Below are 21997 nucleotides of genomic sequence, written 5' to 3'. Positions count from 1 at the left end.
ACAGACAGAATGGCGATTAAAAGAGTAACTTATAATACGCTGTCTTATCTGGTAGCGGAAATTAAAGACCGCTACGCAGAGAAAAGCGCCATAGGAGCGCTGGGGGGGCTTGATAAGGTAGCGGTAGAAAATCTGGCAGACGATTTGAAAAACCTTATAAACGGCAAGGCAAATGCAGCCACCACGCTTGCGGGTTATGGCATCACAGACGGAATGACAGCGACGGAGATAGCAAGCGCTATTTCCACGGCGATTGCCGGAACAGACCATTTAAGCCGTGTAATGGTAGACAGCACGGCAGATATTGACGTAGCGGCAGACGGCGCAGAAAAGAAAATCTACATGGTAAAGAATACCGACGGAGAGGCGGGAAATCTTTACAGTGAGTACATGGTAATTGACGGAAAGCTGGAAAAGGTAGGCGACTGGAAAGTGGACTTAAGCAGCTATGCAAAGACTGCGGAAGTAACGGCAGCCATTGCAAATGCGCTGACAGCATACGCAAAGACCGCAGATGTTACTAAGGCAATCAATGCAGCAGTAGCGGGACTTATCCAACTGGACGACTTAAGCGTAGCGTCTACGGGGGCAGGCAATGTAGTAACAGGGCTTGCGTATGACAACAAGACAGGAAAATTTACAGTAACCAAAGGACTTACTGCACTTACAGAGGCAGACTTTACAGAGATTACGCAGCAGGAAGTAAAAGCCATGTTTGCGTAAGTGAGGTGCTGGTATGAGGTGGTTTAGCCTTGCCAGCTTAAAGGCGCTGGTATCAGAGATAACAGCCAGAGAAAACAGCAATATGCAGGCTGTAAATGATACGTTTTCAGAAGTCTACGACAATATGGAAACGCTGGACGGGCGCATAGATGCTTTAGAGCATAAAACCGACGCTGCATATCTGGGTAACTGTTATTGCGGTAGCGTCTATTTGGGCTATGTGTCCGAAACGGACACCTAAAGGAGTGGTAAAAATGGACTGGATAGACGAGATAACGCTAATAAGCGAGGTAAGCGGAGAAAACAGGGTAAATAAAAACGGCTTTGCAGTAAAGCCGGAAGAAAGCGCCCGCACTGTATTCTGTAATAAAAAATCAGTAGGGTACAGTGAATATTTTAAGAGCCAGCAGACAGGAAAGCTGGTAGAGGCAAAGTACGAGGTACACAAGGCAGATTATGGCGGCGAGGACGTAGTAGAAGTAAACGGGCGGCGCTATTTTGTACTTAAGACCTACGATACAGGGACAGACACCATAGAGCTTACGCTTACAGATTTACGCCACAGAAACGAGGTGTAAGCATGGGAGAATTTAATACAGTCGGGCTGGAAGATATTATAGACGCTTTCGGCAGGAGAGAAACCGCCACGGTTGAGGCAGTACCGAAAATGCTTAAGGCTGGCGCAGATGTGCTGATAGAGGCACAGAAAGCAGAGGCACAGGCAATGGGACTGAACGAAACGGGCGGTTTTATCAATTCCATAAAAGCTACGGACGTAAAGGGCGACGATACGGAGAAATACGTAGAGATATACCCGCAGGGACGGGCAGGGCATGGAAACGACAGGAAAGGCGATAAAAGCAAAGTGCGCTATGCAACAATCGGCTTTGTGGCAGAATACGGGACAAGCAGCCAGCAGGCACGCCCGTATATGACAACGGCAAACGCCAAGGCGCACGAAAAGGTAGTAGAGGCGCAGCACAGTATATGGGAGAGTGAAACGGGCAAATGAGCATACAGGAGATTTTAGAAAGCGCAGGGCTGCCAGCCCAGAGGGGCGTATACACTGGACGGGATAAGCCGGACGCATACTATACGTTTCTGCGGCTGCTGGGTACGTCTGCGGTAAATGCAGACGACGAAGAGAAAGAGCGCAAGGAAATGTATAGAGTTACGCTTTTCCATAAGGGCGATTTTGAGGCGCAGCTTGATAAGACAAAAGAGGTATTGATAGCAGCAGGCGTTTATATCAACAGCATAGATGCAGAAAGCTACGAAACAGAAACGGGGTACTGGTTAGTGCCTATCACAGTCGAGATTTTGAAAGAGGAGTGATTAAACAATGACACTGGGACTGAAAGATTTATATTATGCCGTATGCACAGAGGCAGACGGCGTAGAAAGCTACGGAGCGCCTAAGAAAATGGCAGAGGCAATGACAGCCGATTTATCCGTAAAGACCGCAGACGGCAGTTTATATGCAGACGATACGTTAAGCGAGAGCGTCACGGAGTTTGCAAGCGGCACGCTTAAGCTGGGAATTAAAGACCTTACGCCGGAAGTGCTGGCAGAGCTGCTGGGGCAGGAAGTGGACGAGAACAGCGTAGTATGGGCTGGAAAAGAGGACGAGCCGCCGTATGTTGCGGTAGGGTTCAGAGCAAAGAAAACGGGCGGCAAATACCGCTATGTATGGCTGCTTAAAGCAAAATTCAAAGTACCGTCTGAAAAGTATGAAACTAAGGGCGAGAGCATCAAGTTTAATACGCCGGACATTGAGGCAGATTTTACAGCCAGAAAGAAAGATAACCGCTGGAAAGCAGACTTTGTGGGAACAGAGGACAGTAAGGCGGCTAAGACATGGTTTACAGCCGTACCCGAACCGGCAGCGGCAATGCAGGAAGTATAAGAGAAAGGAGAGAGGCGCAGCGCAGGCTGCGCCTTAATTTATAGCATGAGCGCAATTAAAGACGGACGTATGCCCGTAGAACTGAACGGCAAGACCTATTATTTACTGTTTTCCCTTAATGCACTGGACGAGATGCAGGACAGATTTGGGGGATATGACAAGCTGGACAAGGCTTTTGACCAGAGTAACCCGACCATGATTAAAGATTTACGCTGGTTGCTTACCCTCATTATCAACGAGGGCATGGAAGAGGGAGAAACACCGCTTACAGAGCAGCAGGTAGGTAAGTTAATTCATATCGGCAATCTGCCGCAGATTAAAGACGCTATTTTCTCTGCTTTTGTATATTCCACAAACGGCGGGGAAGAGAAAGAGGCAGCAGACGGAGAGGCAGACACAACAGAAGAGGGAAACAGAGTAGCCGTGCAGGACGAATAGACACCGCACGGCTGCTTTATATAGCAATGGCTATGCTGCATTACACGGAAAGCGAGGCGTGGAAAAAGACACCTTACCAGATTATTAAGCTATTCGGCTATCACAAGGAGTATAACCCGCACATTTTCGGGCAGGAAAGCAGCAGCGCACCAGCACAGGCAGCAGAGGGCATGGACGACATAGACATAGCGTTAGGGGGCTTGTAAATCATGGCTGATAAAACAGACAATATTAAAACCAAACTTAGTTTTGACGGCGAGGCACAGTATAAAGCAGCCTGCAAAGAGATTAACAGCACCCTTAAGCTGCTTAACTCTGAAATGAAACTTGTAACGGCAGAGTATAAGAGCAATGCGAGCAGTGCAGAGGCGCTGAAAGCCAAGCAGGAAGTATTACGCAAAACTTACGACGAACAAAAGAAAAAGGTAGAGGAAACAGAAAAAGCCCTTGCAAAGTGCAAAGAGGCTACAGGAGAGAACAGCGAGGCAAGTAAAAAGCTGGAAACGCAGCTTAATTACCAGAAAACAGCCCTTGCGAATACAGAAACAGAGTTAGGAAAGACCACTACAGAGCTGGACAAGGCAGAAAAAGCCGCAGACGGAATGGGAAACGAGGTAGAGGACAGCGGCAAACAGGCGAAAGAGGCAACAAGCAAATTCAGTGGCTTTACAGAGGTTGTAAAAAAGGTTGCAACAGCAACGGCAGCAGCGGTGGCGGCAATCGGCACGGCAGCCGTAGCAGCAGGCAAGGCACTTTATGATATGGCGAGTGATACGGCATCTGCGGGCGACCAGATAGACAAGGAAAGCCAGAAAATGCAGATAAGCGCAAGCCTATACCAGCAGTTAAGCTATGCCTGCGAGAGAAGCGGCAGCAGCGTAAGCGACTTAACAAAAGGCGTTAAGAACATTACTACAGAGCTGGGGAAAACAGCAGAGGGAGCGAAAGGCGCAGGGGCAAGTTTTGAGGCTATCGGCGTATCGCTGAAAAATACAGACGGAAGTATAAAAAGCACGGAGCAGGTGCTTTTAGAGAGCATAGACGCACTGGCGGGCATGGAAGATGAAACACAGCGAAATGCAGCCGCACAGGATATTTTTGGAAAGAGCGCAGCCGAGCTTTTACCGTTGCTTAATTCTGGCGCAGACGGAATTAAGCAGCTTATGGACGAAACAGAAGAATACGGCATGATAATGTCAGACGAGGCAGTAGCAGCAAGCGCAGCGTTTGAGGACAGTTTAAGCCGCCTGCAATGGACATTTAGCGGCGTAAAGAACAGTATCACTGGCGAAATGCTGCCGTCTATCACAATGATTATGGACGGGCTAAGCGACCTTATGGCGGGGCAGGACGACGCAGGCGAGAAGATAAAGCAGGGCGTTACTGGAATAATCAGCAATATTTCACAAATGATACCGCAGATATTGGAAGTGATAACGAATATAGCAGGGGCAGTGCTGGAAAGCGCACCCTCTATTATGCAGGCATTGGCGCAGGGAATTATAACGGCGCTGCCTACGTTATTGCCGACCATAACAAACGTAGTAACCAGCATTGCAACTATGCTGATACAGTTACTGCCGCAGATTTTAGAGGCGGGTATGCAGATACTCATAAGCCTTGCGCAAGGTATCGCACAGGCGCTGCCTACATTGCTGCCGACAATCGTAACGGTGGTTACGAACATTGTAACCATGCTGATAGAAAATATACCGCTACTGATTACAGCAGCCTTACAGCTTATTACAGGGCTGGCGCAGGGACTGGTAGCAGCGTTGCCCGTACTGATTGAGGCGCTGCCGGAAATCATAACGGCTATCATAAATGCGTTGATTGAGGGTATACCGCTTATTATCGAAAGTGCGGGCGATATTATAGTTGCGCTGATTGACGGCATCATAGATGCAATACCGCTTTTAATCGCAGCTATGCCGCAGATTGTTGCAGCCATTGTAACAGGACTGATTACGGGGCTGCCTAAGATTTTGACGGCAGCAGGCAAGCTGGTAACAACAATCATAAACAAGATAAAAGAGCTGCCTACTCTGATACCGCAGGCAATCGCTGCGGGCGTTGAGAAAATAGCAGAGTGGGGCGCAAATATGCAGGAAAAAGGCGACACGGTTATAACAGATTTTGTAACGAAAGTTATAGATATTGTTAAGGAGCTACCGCAGAAAATCTGGAACAGTATAGTAAGCGCAGTTACCAGAGTGGCTACATGGGGCGCAAATATGCAGACCAAAGCCAAAGAAGTAATGAACACAATGCTTACGAACATTGTAACGATTGTGAAAGAAACGCCTGCTAAAATCTGGAACAGCATAGTAGGAGCAGTTACCAGAGTGGCTACATGGGGCGCAAATATGCAGACCGAAGCCAAAGAAGTAATGAACACAATGCTTACGAACATTGTAACGATTGTGAAAGAAACGCCTGCTAAAATCTGGAACAGCATAGTAGGAGCAGTTACCAGAGTGGCTACATGGGGCGCAAATATGCTTACGAAAGCCAAAGAGGTAATGAACACAATGGTAACAGGCATTGTTACTATCGTGAAAGAAGTACCGCAGAAAATCTGGAACAGCATAGTAGGAGCAGTTACCAGAGTGGCTACGTGGGGTACAAATATGCTTACGAAAGCCAAAGAGGTAATGAATACAATGGTAACAGGCATTGTTACTATCGTAAAGGAAATACCAGAGAAGATATACAACAGCATTTCCGGCGCAATTTCCAAAGTGGCTACATGGGGTACAGAAGTAAAGAACAAAGCCGTAGAGGGCATGAAAAATGTAATTACTGGCATAACCGACGTATTTAAGGATATTGGCAGTACGTTTGCTGGGTTCGGTAAGAACATGGTAGAGGGCATCTGGAACGGCATACATGGAGCTACGCAGTGGATAAAGGACAAAATAAGCGGCTGGGTAGGTAATGTTACCGACTTCCTTAAGGGATTATTTGGAATTAACAGCCCGTCTAAGCTGATGCGTGACGAAATCGGCGTATATCTGGCGCAGGGTATCGGCGTTGGCTTTTCTGATGAAATCGGCGGCGTTAAGAAAATGATTGAGGACAGCGTACCGCAGGAGTTCGACGTAGGCGCAAAGGTAAACGTAGGCAAAGAGCTTACAGACGATTACGACGACAAAAAGCCAAAGCCGAGAGGTGGCGGCAGTGCAGCAGGCGGCGTAGTTGTCAATCAGTATATTTATGCGAATACTACGGACTACGCAAAGCAGCAGAAAGAGGCAGCCCGACAGTTCAGAATGATAGCAAGGACGGTGTAACGCATGGAAAATGAAAAACTGACTTACATAAATTCAAGGGGCGAGCGGTTAGAGCTGGGAGTAGACAGCGTATACCATTGCAACATAAGTAAAGACGTAGAGGGCATTTCCGGCGTTACGAGCGTCATTTACAGCACAAACAGTATGGGACAGCACGGCGACACCTACGTAGGGCAGCGTATCGAGGCAAGGGACATAGACGTAGTGGGGCATATCAACACACGGGATAAGGCGCAGGCATTGGAACTGCGCCGCCGTATGCTTAAGATATTTAACCCAGAGCTTAGCGCTACGCTGGTGTATGAGTACGGCGGCTTTAAGCGTGTGATTGATTGCAGGGCGTATGGAGAGCCTAAGATACTAAAGAAAGAGGTACTTTATGAGTTTGATTTACAGATAGAGTGCCTTAACCCGTTCTGGCGGGAGGAGGAAGAAACAAAGGAAGATATAGCAAGCTGGGTGGCTGCGTGGCATTTCCCTTGCGTTATCGAAAAGGACAGCACAAAGAGCATGATATACGGATACCGAGCGGAAAGCGTAATAGTGGACTGCTACAACGAGGGCGACGTATCCACAGGAATGAGGATAAGGTTTACAGCACTGGGGACAGTTTCAAACCCGATACTGCTTAATGTGGATACAGAGGAATTTATACAGATTAACGCCACCATGAAAACGGGCGACGTGATAGAGATTAACACGAAGTACGGCAGCAAGGGCGCTAAGCTGATAAGGGACGGCGTAGAAACCGACTATTTCCGCTACATTGATGTAGACAGTACATTTATGCAGCTTGCCATAGGCGACAATATGTTTAGATATGATGCAGCCAGCGGCGTAAATTCTCTGGAAGTATCCATATTCTACAGCAAGGAATTTTTAGGAGTGTGACGGTATGGAGCTTAGAGTATTCGATAAGACGGTGCAGCCGCTGGGAGCTATAGACGAGCTGGCAAGCCTGCTATGGCATACAAAGTATTTTGACGTAGGAACTTTTAGCCTGCTTGCGCCGATTACGGACAATAACAGCCGTTTGCTGGTAGAGGGCAATTTAATAACCAAGCACGACGGGAAAAAGGAAGTAAAGACCGCTGACGGCGGCGTATGGCGCAGGGCAGCGCAGATAACCTACGTACACATTACCAAAGACGAGAACGGCTTAGAGCAGTTAGAGGCACAGGGCTATATGCTTAGCTGGTGGCTTAATAAGCGCTGCATTTATCCGCAGATTGTGGCAACAGGTACAAACCAGTATCTTATAAACCTTATGGTAAAGAACAACTGCGGCAGCGCAGCAGGCACAAAGCGGCGCTTTCCGTTGTTTACATTTCTGGCGCAGGAAACCATAGACGGTGTGGCGGTTGAATATGCAAACGAGGTATACGCACAGCTGGGGCAGGAAGTAAAAGCAAGGGCGCAGGCTGGAAAGCTGGGCTATGACATTCTGCTTAACGAAAGAGAGGGACTGTTTGGCTTTTATCTGTATAAGGGCAATGACCTTACAGCCACAAATACCGAGGGTAACACGCCCTGCATATTTTCAAGAGATTTTGATAATGTCAACGAGCAGGAATATACCGCCAGTATAGAGAACTGCGGCAACTTTATTTATGTGCAGGGAGCAGCTGACGACGACGGCAGCCAGCCAGTAACAACAGTGGACGGCGAGGGCGCAGCGGGGCTGGATTTGATAGAGGTATTCTGCGACGCTACGGACATTGCCAGAAAGTACCAGCAGGGGGAAACAGAGGTAACAATACCGCTGAATACCTATATTGCAATGCTGAAAACGAGAGGCAGCGCAGAGCTGGAAAACTACGGCAAGAACATAAATTTTGTAAGTACCATAAATACAAATTCAAACTTAAAATTTAAGGCTGATTTTGATTTAGGCGACCGTATTACTTGCAAAGAAACCAAGTGGGGCATACAGATAGATGCACGCATTACAGAAGTAACAGAAACATACCAGAAAGGCGAGGAAACCATAGAGGCGACTTTTGGCGACAGCCTGCCGACACTGGTAGACCAGATTAGGAAAGTGAGGTAGCGGAAATGGCAAACAGCTTACCGTTTAATGCCGTGGCAGTAGACGGAGAGTACGACAGGGTATATAAAGCCGAGGATTGGGCGTGGTACTTTGCTACTTTCATTGCAAACGGCATTTTTCCAAAGCCAAGCGACGGGCTACAGGTGGTAGCTTACAGCGGCATGGAAATAAAAGTAAATGCAGGCTATGCCTTTATAAACGGCTACGCCTTTAGAAATCCTGCAACGCTTAGCGTAACACTGGATACGGCAGAGGGAGCGCTTAACAGGGTGGACAGGGTAGTAGTTCGCTGGGATTTGCCGCAAAGAGATATGTATATTGCGGTGCTGAAAGGCACACCGTCTGCAAAGCCGACAGCAACGGCAGTAACACGCACTACGGAAATATGGGAGCTTGCGCTTGCAGATATTTACGTAGGCAAGGGCGTAACAAGGATACAGACGCAGAATATCACAGACCAGCGGTTTAATAGCGCAGTCTGCGGCATTGTGACGGGAACGGTGGAAGAGATAGACGCAAGCGTGCTTACAAAGCAGTTTACAGACTTTTTCAACACCTACAGCGCAGCCGTGCTGGACGAGTTCAGCACATATAAGCAGAACATGGAAAAGTACCTTACAGAGATTGCGGGCGTATATGACAGCTACGTAAGCAAGACAGAGGGCTTATTTGCGCAGTATGAGAGCCAGTTTAACGAAAGATACAGCAGTTTTGAAAGCACGCTTGACAACTGGGACAAGGAACTTTTAAGCGCCTATACAGAATTTATGGCAAAAATTAAGCTATTCCAGTCGGACGCTGAAAACGAATTTAACACATGGTTTGAGAGTATCAAGGACAAGCTGGGCGAGGACATAGCAGGCAGCCTGCAACTGCAAATTGAAGAGCTGGCAGCAGCCATGCAGGAAGTGAAAAAGCAGGCAGAGGCAGGCACGAAAGAAACCAAAGAGGCAATAGCAGCGCTGGACGAGCGACTTAAGAGAGTAGAAAGCGGCTGGGGCATTGACTATAAGCATGATGCTGTATTGGGATTGTGTTACATGGGTGCAGCATACATGAGCCAGCATTACGAAAGAACAGTAGAAACGGCAGTGTTAGGGGCTACCTACGTGGGTAATTCCTATCTTGCAAATACATTTTAGAAAGGCGGCAGACCATGAAAGGATTTCCTAAAGTATTAAAGACAAAAGAGGATTATTACAACTGCCTTGCTATGGTAGCAAGCGGAGAACTGGCGGCAGCAGATTTGCTGGCGAAAATCGAGAGCGCAGAGAACCAGCGTTATATTGAGTGCGGCGTAGCAGCTGTAGAGGAAGAGAAAAAGGCGGTTACGGTATATTACTGCGACGAGGCAGCGGTAGGTATGAAATTCGTAGCGGGCGACGTATCCGGCACGGTGCAGGGAGTAACACATATCCAGACCGACGAGGCAGCGGCAGCAGGAGAGGCAGGAAACGACAGAACAGCCCTTACACTTTCCAAAGCGGTAAAAGCGGGCTGCAAGGTAATTGCGCTGGAACGCACAGACACCGTGGCAGGAATGACAACAGACGACATTGCAGCACTGAAAGGAGTATTAAAGCAGTATGAGTAGATTATTAGTGGACGACGTTACAAAGACCGACGCAAGGGCGCTTTTGAACGTAAATAAAATGGCTACAATCAGCGATATTGTAGCACCGAGCAATGAGTACATTTACGCCAGCGGAGCAAATGAGCTGACAGTAGTAGAGGGCTGCGTAATTGCCGTGGGCGGCGCTGGAATTTTCAAGACAGCGAATACCATTCTTACGGCTGCTAATCTGGACGCAGGCAGCGCTTTTGCGGTAGGTAAGGACTATTACGTATATATCTGCGACAGCAGAATTGACAGCGCAGACGAGAAATACGTAATTTCCCTTAACTCTACATACCCGACAGGCTGGAACGCTACAAACAGCCGTAAAATTGGCGGCTTTCATTATGGACGCTGCCGCAAGGTGGACAGCAATTTACAGCCGCTTAATGGCAGCAGCGTTATTTTTGGCACAGGCTGGGAAAGTGCAGTAAGCAACGGCATTGTACCACGTTCTGTATGGACACTGGGACACCGCCCGAAATGCAGCCCAGAGGGTATGGTATATTTAGGCGGCGGCACATGGGTAGACATTTACCTTAATTCTGACGACGGAGCGAAGGGCTTGAAATCAGAGTACGGCTGCGCACCTATGACGGGTACAGAAAGCATGAACTGGTACAACTTTGTAGAACGTCTGGCAAAGAGCGGTAAGCGTCTGCCGAACTATGCAGAGTTTTGCGCTTATGCTTTTGGCAGCCCTGCCGGACTGGATAACGCAAATACAAACGCATGGAGCGCCACCAGCAATACAGGCAGAGGCGTAACGGGCAGCGTAGTAAATGCCGTTTCTTCCGTGGGTGTTGTAGATGCCGTGGGGCGTGTATGGGAGTGGCTGGACGAGCTTATTACAAGAGCGGAACACGCCACAAATGCAGACTACCACGCAAGCGTAGCGTGGGGCTGGGACAAGAAAAGCCCATTGAACACAGGCGAGAAGTCTTACAACGTTGGTAACATTTACCAGTATTACGCATATTCTCTGGCGGCGCTGGGAGCGGGCGGCCACTGGAACGATGGGGCGGATTGCGGCGCTCGTGCCGTGAATTGCGGCAACTACCCGTGGAATGTCTCTGCGAACATTGGCGCTCGTGGGGCGTGTGACTCTCTGTAGACGGCGGGCGAAAGCCCAGCCGGATAAACGGGGGTAAGACATGGACATACAGACAAAAACAGATATTATACACCAGAAAATATACGATTTTCTGCTATATATCTATCCTCTGCTTACGAAGTACCCAAAGTATGAGAAATTCAGCTTACAGACGGCGACCAGAAACGCAATTCTTGAAATGCTGCAAGAGGTTATAAAGTGGGATAAGACGGCAACGAAAAGCCACTTATACACGGTAGATACGGCATTGCAGGAAAGTAAAGAATTGCTGCGGCTGGCGCATGATTTGAAATATAGCGCCATGAACGCACGGCACTACGGCGAGAGCTGCCGCAAGCTGAAAGAAATAGGCGTTATGCTGGGAGAACTGATAGAAGAGGTAAAGACCAGAAAATAGCAGGATATGGGGCAGCTGCTTACTTACAGCCTCTGGCGGCGCTGATAGCGGGCGGCAACTGGAACAATGGGGCGAATTGCGGCGCTCGTGCCGTGAATTGCAACAACTACCCGTGGAATGTCAATACGAACATTGGCGCTCGTGGGGCGTGTGACTTAGTGAGAACATTACAGGCACAGAGTTCTACGGAATACTGGCAAGGACTTAGAAAAGGATAAGACCGAGTGTTTAATATCCTATAGTCAGAGCGGCTGTCCCGCCGTGAGGCAAAGAGAAAAAATACGGCTGCTGGTTAGTAGCTACGGCGAAAGGCAGGAGCTTAATACTTGAAGAGAGTAGGATACATTACCGATAAGGACGGGCGGCACATTACGCTTTTAGAGGCTATGGGCGACTATGGAAACGTACAGAAAGCCTATAACAAAGCCAGAAAGTGTAAGCGCCACAGAAAAGACGTACTGATTTTTACGAAAGACAAAGAGGAAAACTTAGACAAGGTGCGGGAAGATATTCTAAACCTTGCCTATGAGCCGAGCGAATACCATTACTTTAAGGTGTACGAACCGAAAGAGCGGCAGATAATGGCGCTGCCGTTCTATGACAGGGTGGTACAGCACGCCATAAACAACGTGTTAGAGCCTATATTTGATAAGCGGTTTATATCACAGTCTTACGCCTGCCGGAAAGGTAAAGGTATGCACGCTGCATCTGATACATTAAAAGAGTGGCTGTATGAGTGGAACAAATACCACCCAGACCAGCCGCTTTATGCTATCAAGGCAGACATACACCATTATTTCCAGAGCATAGACCATGCGATATTAAAGGCTGAAATACGTAAGGTTATAAAAGACGCTGGGGTACTGGCATTGCTGGACAGGATAATAGACCACAACGGCAATATGCCGGACGGCGTAGGGATACCAGTAGGAAACCTTACCAGTCAGCTATTTGCAAATATCTATCTGGACGCATTAGACCAGTTTATCAAGCACGAGCTGGGCGTAGAGGCGTACATACGCTATATGGACGACTTTGTAATATTAAGCCCAGACAAGGAACAGCTGCGTAGCTGGCTTGCACGGATAGAGCAATTTTTACGGGAAGAGCTTAAGTTAGAGTTTAACCCGAAAACTACCATACTGGCAGCAAAGAACGGTATAGACTTTGTAGGCTACAAACACAGGGCAACGCACAGGAAAGTACGAAAGGACAGCATAAAGCGCATAAAGCGTACTATCAAGAAGTGCGAGAGCGGTAAAATCACAAAAGAACAGTTACAAAAGAGTATACAGAGCTGGACGGGACACGCAGGACACGCCGACAGCTATAACCTACGAAAGAAAATAGAAACGCTGGCAGAGGCAGCCTTAGAAAAGGCTGCTTAAGCGGCAGAATGCAGGAGCGAGTACATGAGTAGCAATTTACTAAGGGTAGTACAAGAACAACAGGAAACCATAGAAAAGCAAAGCAGGCTTATTGCTGATTTAATAGCCACTCTGGAAAGCTGGGAGCAGACAGCAGGCTACGACGGCGCAGAGCTGAAAGAGCGGGCAGAAAATTTGCAATTAAGAGAAAGGCAGGATTTATGAACATGACTATTACAGAATTTATTGAGGCGGCGGCACATAACAAAATTATCCAGCTGGTAGTATTGGCGATTGTGTGCGACACGGTTTTTGGCGTGCTGCGTGCAATCAAAGAGAAGAAATTTAACAGCTGCGCAGGCATTGACGGGGCTATCAGAAAAGTAGGTATGCTTATTTCTCTGGTATTCATGCTGGCAATCGACGTACTGATTAAGATTAACTTAATCGGATTTATACCGGAGCAGGCACGTACATATTTAGGGCTTGATACCGTGGGCGTGGCTGAATTTTTCGCATTGCTTTACATTGCTTATGAGGTAGTGAGTATTTTTAAGAATATGGCATTATGCGGGCTGCCCGTAAAAAAGGTATGGGAAAAGGTGCGGGAGTTTCTGGCGAAGTATACGGACGAACTGCCGGACACAGACGAACTGGACGGGGACAGCACCACAGGCAACGTAGAGGAACACAGGACACAGGAAAGATAAGAATAATAAGGACATAGCAGCAAAGAGCGCTTGCGGGACACCGCAGGCGCTTATTTTGTATGCGGAAAGGCAGGAAATATGAACATTAACAGAAAGATAAGTAAGTACAATTTCAATAAGGGCAGCGTTTCCAGAATTAAGTATATTGTTATCCATTATGTAGGCGCACTGGGCGGCGCAGAGGACAACTGCCGATATTATGGCGGCGGCAATAGAAATGCGTCGGCGCATTACTTTGTAGGATTTAACGGCGAGGTATGGCAGTGCGTAGAGGACGCTAATATAGCGTGGCATTGCGGAGCGTCGAGCTATAAGCACGCAGAGTGCCGAAACGCTAATAGTATCGGTATTGAAATGTGCGTAAGGAAGAAAAACACAAAGAGCATGGGCGCAACAGATAAAGACTGGTATTTTGAGGACGCAACAGTAGAGGCAGCGGCAGAGCTTACCCGTTACCTTATGAATAAATACGGTGTGCCTGCATCTCATGTAATCAGACATTACGACGTAACGGGCAAGATTTGCCCTAACCCGTATGTATATAACACCAGCGCCCACACATGGGACGAGTTTAAGCGTAAAATCAGCGGACAGGCAGAAACACCGCAGGGCGGCAATGAAAAAACAATCTGGAATTTTCTTACAGGAAAGGGCTTAAATGCTTATGCCGTGGCTGGTATTATGGGTAATCTGTATGCTGAAAGCGGGCTTATGCCGAACAACTTACAGAACGCCTATAACAATAAGCTGGGTAAGACGGACGCAGAATATACAGCAGCGGTGGATAATGGCAGCTATGGCAATTTTGTAAAGGACAGTGCAGGCTATGGGCTGGCGCAGTGGACGTATTGGAGCAGAAAGCAGGCGTTGCTTAATCATGCAAAACAGGCGGGCGTATCCATTGCAGACCTTAATATGCAGCTGGGCTTTTTATGGGAAGAATTGCAGGGATACACAGCAGTAATGGACACACTGAAAAAGGCGGGCAGCGTGCGTGCTGCATCTGATGCCGTTCTTACTGGATATGAAAAGCCAGCAGACCAGAGCGAAACAGCAAAGAAAAAGCGTGCAGAGTACGGCGAGGGATACTATAAAAAGTATGCAGCAGGAAACGGTACAAAGTATTACAGAGTGCGCAAGAGCTGGACGGACGCAGCAAGCCAGCTGGGGGCGTTTACGTCGCTGGAAAATGCAAAGAGCGCTTGCAAGGCGGGTTATACTGTATATGATGATAACGGCAAGGCGGTATATACCGCAGCGGGGCAGCAGGCAAGCGCAGGCGTTCCGTTTAGCGTACAGGTGGATATTTTAGACCTTAATATCAGAACGGGAGCAGGCACGAACTATGCAAAGACAGGAGAAACCACAGGAAAGGGAGTATTTACCATTGTGGAAGTGAAAGCCGGACAGGGCGCAAGCGCAGGCTGGGGACGCTTGAAGAGTGGCGCAGGCTGGATTAGCTTAGATTATGCCACAAGATTAGCTTAAGTTTTCGAGGGTGGGCGGTTTGCTGTCTGCCCTCTATTTTTTTGCAATTTTCTTAGAAATCTATACAAAAGTGTTGACAATATACCGAAAAAGGTATATAATAAAATCATGGAAAGGAGAAAAGAACAAATAAGAGGCAAAGCCACTGGAAAGGAGAAACGGCACAATGGGTAAGAAAAAGAAACAAAAGAAAAAGCCTATCAACTGGCAAGAATTGGCAATCAGTGCAGTGATAGACTTAATCATAGGAACAATACTTATCATAATTGGTAAGTACATAGGTTAGGGCGAAAGCCCTAACCAACAGGCGGGCAATAAGCCCGCCGCCTATAAGAAATATAACACAAACCCAAAGCCGAGTAAAGAGTATGCTTTTAAAATTAGGAGTATTTTTAGTAGCAGTAGGACTGGTAAAGCTGCTGGTTGCTTTCATTTTGAGGGCAAGAGAAAAGAGAGGTAAGGCATGAATTTAGGCGAAAACATTAAAACAGCGAGAAAAGCGGCAGGCGTGACGCAAAAGGAACTTGCAGAGCGCCTGCAAGTATACCAGAAAGATATAAGCCGCTGGGAAAACAACGAGCTTACGCCAAATGCAATAACACTGGCGAAAATTTGCAGAGAGCTTAACGCCTCTGCTGATGAAATTTTAGAATTGAAGTAGAAACGAAAGCGAGGGCTTACTATGACAAAGAAAAAGGTAATTTTATTGGCAGCGGCTGCATTATTTGCAGTAAGCGGCTTAACGGCGCTGCCGTCTGGAAATATAACAGGCGGGGTGGGCTGCATTGTGGTTGCGGCAGTATGCGCCTATTTTGGACTAAAAAAGAAAAGAGCAGGAAAAGAGAACGGAAACAGAACGCCAGCGCCTGCCGCTGTATCTGGCGGCAGAATTTTAGATACAATCAGAACGAAAGTAGTAGGCGTGACGTTTAATAATGAGGACGGAGAAAACAGGCAGGATATTTTAAGCAGAATGTCCGGCAGTGAAGATATTACAGTAGAAAAGTATACATACAACGGAGAGCCTGCCGCATACGTAAAGTGGGGCGATAAGGTAATAGGCAATCTATCGGCAGAGCTGGCGGGGGACTTAGCGAGAAAGTACCCGAAAGCCCGCTACACCGCAGAAATACTGGAAATTTCTGGGGGGGGGGTACAGACGTTCGGGTGCAATATAGAGATTGACGTAATCGAGGACACAACGCCCAGCGTAAGCCAGCATACGGGAGAAACTACAGTATATGTAGACCGTAGCAACAAAAAATACCATAGTAAGCCTAACTGTTCGGGAATGAAAAACCCAAAGAGCATACCGCTAAGCCAAGCAAAGAAGAAATACACCGCTTGTAAAAAGTGTTGTAAATAGGTAAAGGCATAAGCCGCAGACTTGTAAAAGAGTTTGCGGCTTTTCGTCGTATATGGGGAAAGAACAGGAACGAAAGAGAGGTAGCAGAAATGGCGAATAAGAAAGGCAGCCGACAGCTGACATGGACAGACCGTATAAGTATTGAGGCATTGAAAAAAGCAGGGCATAGCGTGATAGAGATAGCAGAACAGCTGGGCGTACACCGCAGCACTATATACAATGAGCTTAAGCGAGGGGAATATATGCACAGAAATAGCGACTATACAGAAACATTAAGTTATAGCCCAAACAAGGCACAAATGAAAGCAGAGGAAAATTTAAAGGCAAGGGGTACACAGCTTAAAATAGGAAACGATATTGCATACGCAAATTATATAGAGGATAAAATAGTAAATGAAGATTACAGCCCAGCTGCGGTACTGGGAGAATTGAAAGCACAGGGGAAAGAGGGGGACTTTTCCGTAACAGTATGCGTAACGACCTTATACAGCTACATTGATAAGGGTATTTTCCTTAAGTTGTCTAATAAGAATTTGCCAGTAAAGAAGAATAAGAAGAGAAATTATAAGAAAGTACAGAGGCAACAGAAAAGGGCGGCAGCAGGAGAGAGTATAGACAAACGCCCGAAAGAGATAGATACACGGGAAGAGTTCGGCAACTGGGAAATGGACAGCGTTTTAGGTAAGCGGGGAAAGTCAAAAAATACGTTGCTGGTACTGACAGAGCGGAAAACCAGAAACGAGATTATATTTAAACTGCCAGACCATACAGACGAGGCAGTAGTAGCGGCACTGGATAGATTAGAAAGAAAATGGGGCGCTGATATGTTTAAGCGGGTATTTAAGACAATCACAGTAGACAACGGCAGCGAGTTTGCAGATGCAGAGGGCTTACAGCGTTCTATTATCAACGAGGGAGAAAAGCGGACAAAGGTATATTACTGCCACCCGTACAGCAGTTGGGAGCGTGGCACAAATGAGGTAACAAATAAGATGATACGCCGGAAGATACCGAAAGGCACAAATTTTGACGACAGGACAGAGGAAGAGGTAGAGAGTATAGAGAACTGGATAAACGGATACCCACGCAAAATACATGGCTATCATTCAGCAGGGGAACTATTCGAGGAAGAGGTAAAGCAGCTTGCATAAGAACGGAAATAGGGAGCGTGAGAGGCTGGCAGCAGTGGCAGCCTTACTATTGCACTGCCTAAAAGTGAAAATATACAATAAAACAGGCTACGTATTGTGCAAAACGGCAAAACGATAAAAATATGAAAAAATGTCGAATTTAATGTTGACATTTTTAATTTTTCGATTTTTTTGAAAAAGTAGTTGACATTTAAAATATAATCGGTTATACTTATCTACGTTGTTGGAAAGCAATATTCCTCGATAGCTCAGTCGGTAGAGCACGCGGCTGTTAACCGCGCTGTCGTAGGTTCGAGTCCTACTCGGGGAGTTTTTTGATCCATATACTTTATGGACCTTTAGCTCAGTTGGTTAGAGCAACCGGCTCATAACCGGTCGGTCCCGGGTTCGAGTCCCCGAAGGTCCACTCTACCCAATATGAGGTAAATAAATAATTTAATATTTGGCCCGGTGGCTCAGCTGGTTAGAGCGCCGCCCTGTCACGGCGGAGGTCGTGGGTTCGATCCCCATCCGGGTCGTTTTGATACGACTGTTATAAATTGGTTCGCGTAAGCGGATTGAGGGACAGAGTATCGTAATGGGGTCTTAGCTCAGCTGGGAGAGCATCTGCCTTACAAGCAGAGGGTCACAGGTTCGAGCCCTGTAGGCCCCATTTCATTGTCGGAAAGTAAGAAGAATTTCTGGTTGATATATCGATATAATTTGAAATGAATCAACAATAAAAGAAATTTAAAAAAATCTAAAAAACAGTTGACATTCTTCAGAATGAGTTGTATAATATGACTTGTTCGTTAAGAATAAAAAGTATGTGTGTGTAGCTCAGCTGGATAGAGCACTTGGCTACGGACCAAGGTGTCGGGAGTTCGAATCTTCTCACGCACGTCGATTTCTCTGGTTGTCAGAGAGCAAAAAGCATCCTTTTGAGGGTGCTTTTTTTGTATAATAGGGAATTCCAAGGAATTTCCTATTACACAAAAATGCACTAACGTGCCAATGATGTGCACTCGCGCGAAGATGCAGGTTGTCGCAAGCGACGCGCTCGGCGCGAGAATGTGTCAAGGCAGCAACTGTTCACAGGTAGGAATTTTCTGAACTGAAAATTCCGTACGATACAGTTCTGGCAGCAGATTTTGTCGATTTGGAATGTGCAGTATCGGCAAAATCCCGTTGATGGGCACACGTGTGCGAACCGTAACCCTGAGCACATTCTTTATTCCGTTTACGACAGCCCGGAATTGACTTTTTACCGCATGACCGATATAATAATAGGGCTGTCCCTATCAAGGCAGATAGCTTTGCGGTTTCTATGAAAGACCGCGTGGAGGAATTATGAAAACAGAATATCTGATAAAAATTGGTTCTGTCGCGAAATGGCTGGTGCCGTTTTTTGCAGCGGTGGCGCTGCTGAACGCGTAGGTTTTAAGTGGGCAGAATAAAATAGAAAGGCTGGGAAGAAGCTGGGAGATGCATCACGGATTCTGACACAGCGGAAAGGAGAAGAGATGCAGTTAGTTCAGTTAGATATGAAGCAGATATCGAGCGAGGCAGAGATTTACGACTGCCTGGTCGGTCAGATGAATTTTACCAATGCCGATGAAAAACCGGAATGGATGAATGTGATTGAGATGAACGAGCGGGATCCGTATGAGATGGATACAGAAGAACAGCCGGAGGATCCGGAGTTTAAGAAAATTCTGGAGACACCGGAGAAGACATTGGATGGTCTGGTACAGATGCTGGCTGCCCGCCTGGCAGATGATTACTGCCTGGAAGTAATCCGGGATGAAGCGGCGGATGATGAGAAGAAAGAACTGGAAAAACGTCTGGAACGCGCACTGGAAGATGCAGCGCGCACAATCGATGAAAGAGACGGGAAATTGTATGCAATACTTGAGGATACAAAACCCATGGCATTCTCCGTTATCTGATGAGCCGGAAGAAGGATTGATTCCGTGTGAGGTGGTTCGGTCTTCCCGGAAGACGATCGCCATCCAGATCACGGCGGAAGGACGCCTGGTACTCCGGATTCCGAGGAGGGCTTCGGTGCAGGCTGCGATGCGGTTTGCCGAGGAGCACCGCGACTGGATAGAAGTCCATTATAAAGAAGCGGTGGAACGCCAGAGGAACCGGAAAACATATGGAGCGGAAGAAATCCGAAATTTCACAGAAAAGCTGCGCCCGGTGCTCATGCACCGGGTTGCTTTATATGCGTCGTGCATGGGCGTAACCTATGGAAAAATCACAATCCGGAACCAGAAAACGCGTTGGGGAAGCTGCAGCGCAGCTGGAAACCTAAATTTTAACTGGCGGCTGGCACTTTTGCCGGAGGATCTGATGAATTATGTGATTGTCCATGAGCTGGCACACCGGCTGGAAATGAACCATTCCGCGCGTTTCTGGACGCAGGTGGAGAATATATTGCCGGACTGGCGGGAACGGCGCAGGCGGCTTAGGGAGTATGTGATATAGAAAAGAAGCACAGACATAGATGTACTCTCGGAATTTTTCTGTGCTTGATTTTGTGAGATGATTTTTTGTCAGTTGTGCCCAAATTTCTGAGGCGTACGTTGATGAAATTCGGGTGCGGCTGGCGGAAAATCAGCCACAAAAGCAAGTGCAAAAAAGACTCCGAGAGTACATCTAGATAATAGGAGGAACAAAATGGCAGAAGAAGTCTGGATGCTTCAGACCAAGAAAGCAGATTTTAAGCAGATCGGGGCGCGGTTTCGGATCGATCCGGTTACGGCGCGTATTATCCGGAACCGTGGGATCGAAGGAGAGGCGGCGATCGACCGCTATTTAAATGGCACGCTGGATGATCTGTATGATCCGATGCTGTTAAAAGATATGGAGCGTGCCGTTTCCATCCTGTGCGAGGCTGTGGATACTGGAAAGAAGATACGGATCGTCGGTGATTATGATATTGACGGCGTCTGTTCGACGTACATATTATTGCAGGCATTTGAACGGCTGGGCAGTGATGTAGATTTTGAGATACCGGATCGCATCAAGGATGGCTACGGAATCAATGAATCGATCATCGAACAGGCGCACGCGGACGGCGTGGAGGTGATTCTGACTTGTGACAATGGTATTTCCGCGTTCCATCAGGTGGAGCTGGCGAAGAAATATGGCATGACGGTTGTCATCACGGATCATCATGAGGTGCCCTTAGATGGGGAAAAAGAGAAGATTCCCCCGGCGGATGCGGTGATCGATCCGAAACAGGCAGACTGTCCGTACCCATTTCCGGAGATCTGCGGCGCAGTGGTGGCGTACAAGCTGGTGCAGGTTTTATATGCCCGCCGGGGCGTGCCGCAGATGGACTGGCTGGATTTGCTTGAATTTGCCGCGATTGCGACGGTCGGTGATGTGATGAAGCTGCAGGATGAGAACCGGATTCTGGTAAAATACGGTCTTAAAAAGATGGCGCAGACCAAAAATCTAGGGCTTCGCAGACTGGCGGAGAAAAATAATCTTGATCTGGGGGCGATCACAGCATACCATATCGGATTTGTCATTGGACCGTGCCTGAATGCGGGCGGACGATTAAAAACGGCAAAGGAAGCGCTGGCGCTTCTGCGGGCGCAGAGTGAGGAAGAGGCAGAACGCCTGGCAGAGGAACTTAAGGAATTAAATGATACCCGCAAGGATATGACCGAACAGGGGACTGAGGCGGCGAAGCTGCAGGTAGAGAGCTGGTACCAGAAGGACAAGGTGCTGGTGGTCTTTCTGCCGGAATGCCATGAATCGCTGGCGGGCATTATTGCAGGGCGCCTGAGGGAATATTATCAGAAGCCGGCGATCGTGCTGACGCGCGGCGAGGAGGCGGTCAAAGGCTCGGGACGTTCCATCGATGAGTACCATATGTTTAAAAAGCTGACAGAGGTCAGCGATCTGCTGCTCAAATTTGGCGGGCATCCGCTGGCAGCCGGGCTTTCGCTGGAAGAGAAGAACATTGACGAGTTCCGGCGCAGACTGAATGAAAATGCGGGGCTGACGGAGGAAGATTTTAAAGCGAAAGTCTGGATCGATGTGCCGATGCCGGTGGGATATGTGACAGAACGACTTGTGAGGGAGCTTTCCTGTCTCGAACCGTTTGGACAGGGCAACGAAAAACCACTGTTTGCAGAGAAATCACTCCGCATCCGGGCGAGCCGCGTGCTGGGGCGCAACCGGAATGTCGTAAAAATGACGTTGGAAGAGACAGACGGACACGCGATCGAGGCGCTATATTTCGGTGACGGAACGGCGTTTGAGGAAGAGCGCGCCGGACGGCGGGAGATCGACGTCGTGTATTATCCGGACATCAATGAGTACAATGGAAGAAAAACGCTGCAGGCGGTGATCCGTCGTTATAAATTCCGGGGGTAAATGGC

Annotated in this window: 25 protein-coding genes and 5 tRNA genes; all 30 read left to right on the top strand. The window is 47.7% G+C overall.

The window, feature by feature from the left end; genetic code table 11:
- Window positions 1–9: 9 nt before the first annotated feature.
- The 30 genes from DWZ45_RS08460 to recJ all read left to right on the top strand — a co-directional run bounded on the left by DWZ45_RS08460 (window position 10) and on the right by recJ (window position 21992).
- Window positions 10–723: a hypothetical protein gene (locus tag DWZ45_RS08460; RefSeq protein ID WP_118468562.1), complete on the top strand. Its 714-nt coding sequence runs from the start codon at window positions 10–12 to the stop codon at window positions 721–723.
- A gap of 13 nt (window positions 724–736) precedes the next feature.
- Window positions 737–964: a hypothetical protein gene (locus DWZ45_RS08455; RefSeq protein ID WP_003023341.1), complete on the top strand. Its 228-nt coding sequence runs from the start codon at window positions 737–739 to the stop codon at window positions 962–964.
- A 13-nt stretch (window positions 965–977) separates the two neighbouring features.
- Window positions 978–1301: a hypothetical protein gene (locus DWZ45_RS08450; RefSeq protein WP_009297820.1), complete on the top strand. Its 324-nt coding sequence runs from the start codon at window positions 978–980 to the stop codon at window positions 1299–1301.
- A gap of 2 nt (window positions 1302–1303) precedes the next feature.
- Window positions 1304–1735: an HK97-gp10 family putative phage morphogenesis protein gene (locus tag DWZ45_RS08445; RefSeq protein WP_118019561.1), complete on the top strand. Its 432-nt coding sequence runs from the start codon at window positions 1304–1306 to the stop codon at window positions 1733–1735.
- Window positions 1732–2058, top strand: a complete 327-nt coding sequence (locus tag DWZ45_RS08440; RefSeq protein WP_118019562.1) for a hypothetical protein — start codon at window positions 1732–1734, stop codon at window positions 2056–2058. The genes DWZ45_RS08445 and DWZ45_RS08440 overlap by 4 nt, the downstream gene beginning before the upstream one ends.
- 7 nt (window positions 2059–2065) lie before the next feature.
- The gene (locus DWZ45_RS08435; RefSeq protein ID WP_118019563.1) at window positions 2066–2629 is read left to right on the top strand and encodes a major tail protein; all 564 of its coding nucleotides are present in this window, start codon (window positions 2066–2068) and stop codon (window positions 2627–2629) included.
- 69 nt (window positions 2630–2698) lie between these two features.
- Entirely contained in the window at window positions 2699–3067 is a 369-nt protein-coding gene (locus DWZ45_RS08430) for a hypothetical protein (protein WP_243010027.1), read from the top strand.
- Window positions 3068–3099: 32 nt separating this feature from the next.
- A complete protein-coding gene (locus tag DWZ45_RS08425) occupies window positions 3100–3273 on the top strand; it encodes a hypothetical protein (RefSeq protein WP_154253359.1) in 174 nt (57 codons plus the stop codon).
- 3 nt (window positions 3274–3276) lie between these two features.
- On the top strand, window positions 3277–6360 hold the full coding sequence (locus tag DWZ45_RS08420; RefSeq protein ID WP_118468560.1) for a PblA: 3084 nt from the start codon (window positions 3277–3279) through the stop codon (window positions 6358–6360).
- A gap of 3 nt (window positions 6361–6363) precedes the next feature.
- The gene (locus DWZ45_RS08415; RefSeq protein ID WP_003023324.1) at window positions 6364–7251 is read left to right on the top strand and encodes a phage tail family protein; all 888 of its coding nucleotides are present in this window, start codon (window positions 6364–6366) and stop codon (window positions 7249–7251) included.
- Window positions 7252–7255: 4 nt separating this feature from the next.
- Window positions 7256–8410, top strand: coding sequence for a siphovirus ReqiPepy6 Gp37-like family protein (locus tag DWZ45_RS08410; protein ID WP_118019568.1), 1155 nt, complete (start codon window positions 7256–7258; stop codon window positions 8408–8410).
- A 5-nt stretch (window positions 8411–8415) separates the two neighbouring features.
- Window positions 8416–9552 (top strand): hypothetical protein, encoded by a 1137-nt coding sequence (locus DWZ45_RS08405; RefSeq protein ID WP_118019569.1) that lies wholly within the window; start codon window positions 8416–8418, stop codon window positions 9550–9552.
- A 14-nt stretch (window positions 9553–9566) separates the two neighbouring features.
- The gene (locus DWZ45_RS08400; protein WP_055056154.1) at window positions 9567–10004 is read left to right on the top strand and encodes a hypothetical protein; all 438 of its coding nucleotides are present in this window, start codon (window positions 9567–9569) and stop codon (window positions 10002–10004) included.
- Window positions 9997–11139 carry a hypothetical protein gene (locus DWZ45_RS08395; RefSeq protein WP_118468558.1) on the top strand — a complete coding sequence of 381 codons (1143 nt, stop codon included), beginning with the start codon at window positions 9997–9999 and terminating at the stop codon, window positions 11137–11139. The genes DWZ45_RS08400 and DWZ45_RS08395 overlap by 8 nt, the downstream gene beginning before the upstream one ends.
- 40 nt (window positions 11140–11179) lie before the next feature.
- The gene (gene avd, locus DWZ45_RS08390) at window positions 11180–11536 is read left to right on the top strand and encodes a diversity-generating retroelement protein Avd (protein ID WP_002591284.1); all 357 of its coding nucleotides are present in this window, start codon (window positions 11180–11182) and stop codon (window positions 11534–11536) included.
- Between the two features lie 326 nt (window positions 11537–11862).
- Complete coding sequence (locus DWZ45_RS08385; RefSeq protein ID WP_118019571.1) at window positions 11863–12924, top strand: reverse transcriptase/maturase family protein; 1062 nt, start codon at window positions 11863–11865, stop codon at window positions 12922–12924.
- Window positions 12925–12948: 24 nt separating this feature from the next.
- Window positions 12949–13128 (top strand): hypothetical protein, encoded by a 180-nt coding sequence (locus tag DWZ45_RS08380; RefSeq protein ID WP_002591286.1) that lies wholly within the window; start codon window positions 12949–12951, stop codon window positions 13126–13128.
- Window positions 13129–13130: 2 nt separating this feature from the next.
- Complete coding sequence (locus DWZ45_RS08375; protein WP_002591287.1) at window positions 13131–13613, top strand: phage holin family protein; 483 nt, start codon at window positions 13131–13133, stop codon at window positions 13611–13613.
- A 78-nt stretch (window positions 13614–13691) separates the two neighbouring features.
- Window positions 13692–15101, top strand: coding sequence for a phage tail tip lysozyme (locus DWZ45_RS08370; RefSeq protein WP_117469297.1), 1410 nt, complete (start codon window positions 13692–13694; stop codon window positions 15099–15101).
- A gap of 463 nt (window positions 15102–15564) precedes the next feature.
- Window positions 15565–15762 (top strand): helix-turn-helix transcriptional regulator, encoded by a 198-nt coding sequence (locus tag DWZ45_RS08365; protein ID WP_055148480.1) that lies wholly within the window; start codon window positions 15565–15567, stop codon window positions 15760–15762.
- Window positions 15763–15783: 21 nt separating this feature from the next.
- Window positions 15784–16467, top strand: coding sequence for a hypothetical protein (locus DWZ45_RS08360; RefSeq protein WP_242997458.1), 684 nt, complete (start codon window positions 15784–15786; stop codon window positions 16465–16467).
- Between the two features lie 89 nt (window positions 16468–16556).
- Window positions 16557–17618, top strand: a complete 1062-nt coding sequence (locus DWZ45_RS08355; protein WP_002591292.1) for an IS30 family transposase — start codon at window positions 16557–16559, stop codon at window positions 17616–17618.
- Window positions 17619–17855: 237 nt separating this feature from the next.
- Window positions 17856–17928 (top strand) — tRNA-Asn (locus DWZ45_RS08350).
- A gap of 22 nt (window positions 17929–17950) precedes the next feature.
- Window positions 17951–18024 (top strand) — tRNA-Ile (locus tag DWZ45_RS08345).
- A 38-nt stretch (window positions 18025–18062) separates the two neighbouring features.
- Window positions 18063–18136 (top strand) — tRNA-Asp (locus DWZ45_RS08340).
- 61 nt (window positions 18137–18197) lie between these two features.
- Window positions 18198–18270: transfer RNA gene (locus DWZ45_RS08335), tRNA-Val, on the top strand.
- 156 nt (window positions 18271–18426) lie between these two features.
- Window positions 18427–18500, top strand: a tRNA-Arg gene (locus DWZ45_RS08330).
- Window positions 18501–19120: 620 nt separating this feature from the next.
- Entirely contained in the window at window positions 19121–19546 is a 426-nt protein-coding gene (locus DWZ45_RS08325; protein ID WP_022358685.1) for a hypothetical protein, read from the top strand.
- Window positions 19509–20087 (top strand): M48 family metallopeptidase, encoded by a 579-nt coding sequence (locus DWZ45_RS08320; RefSeq protein WP_338126583.1) that lies wholly within the window; start codon window positions 19509–19511, stop codon window positions 20085–20087. The genes DWZ45_RS08325 and DWZ45_RS08320 overlap by 38 nt, the downstream gene beginning before the upstream one ends.
- A 192-nt stretch (window positions 20088–20279) precedes the next feature.
- On the top strand, window positions 20280–21992 hold the full coding sequence (recJ, locus tag DWZ45_RS08315; RefSeq protein ID WP_118468554.1) for a single-stranded-DNA-specific exonuclease RecJ: 1713 nt from the start codon (window positions 20280–20282) through the stop codon (window positions 21990–21992).
- The last annotated feature ends 5 nt before the right edge of the window (window positions 21993–21997 follow it).

Origin of the sequence: Clostridium sp. AF32-7AC, assembly GCF_003477925.1 — a bacterium.
Taxonomy (GTDB): Bacteria; Bacillota; Clostridia; order Lachnospirales; family Lachnospiraceae; genus Otoolea; species Otoolea fessa.
This window is presented reverse-complemented; position numbering and strand designations above follow the sequence as displayed.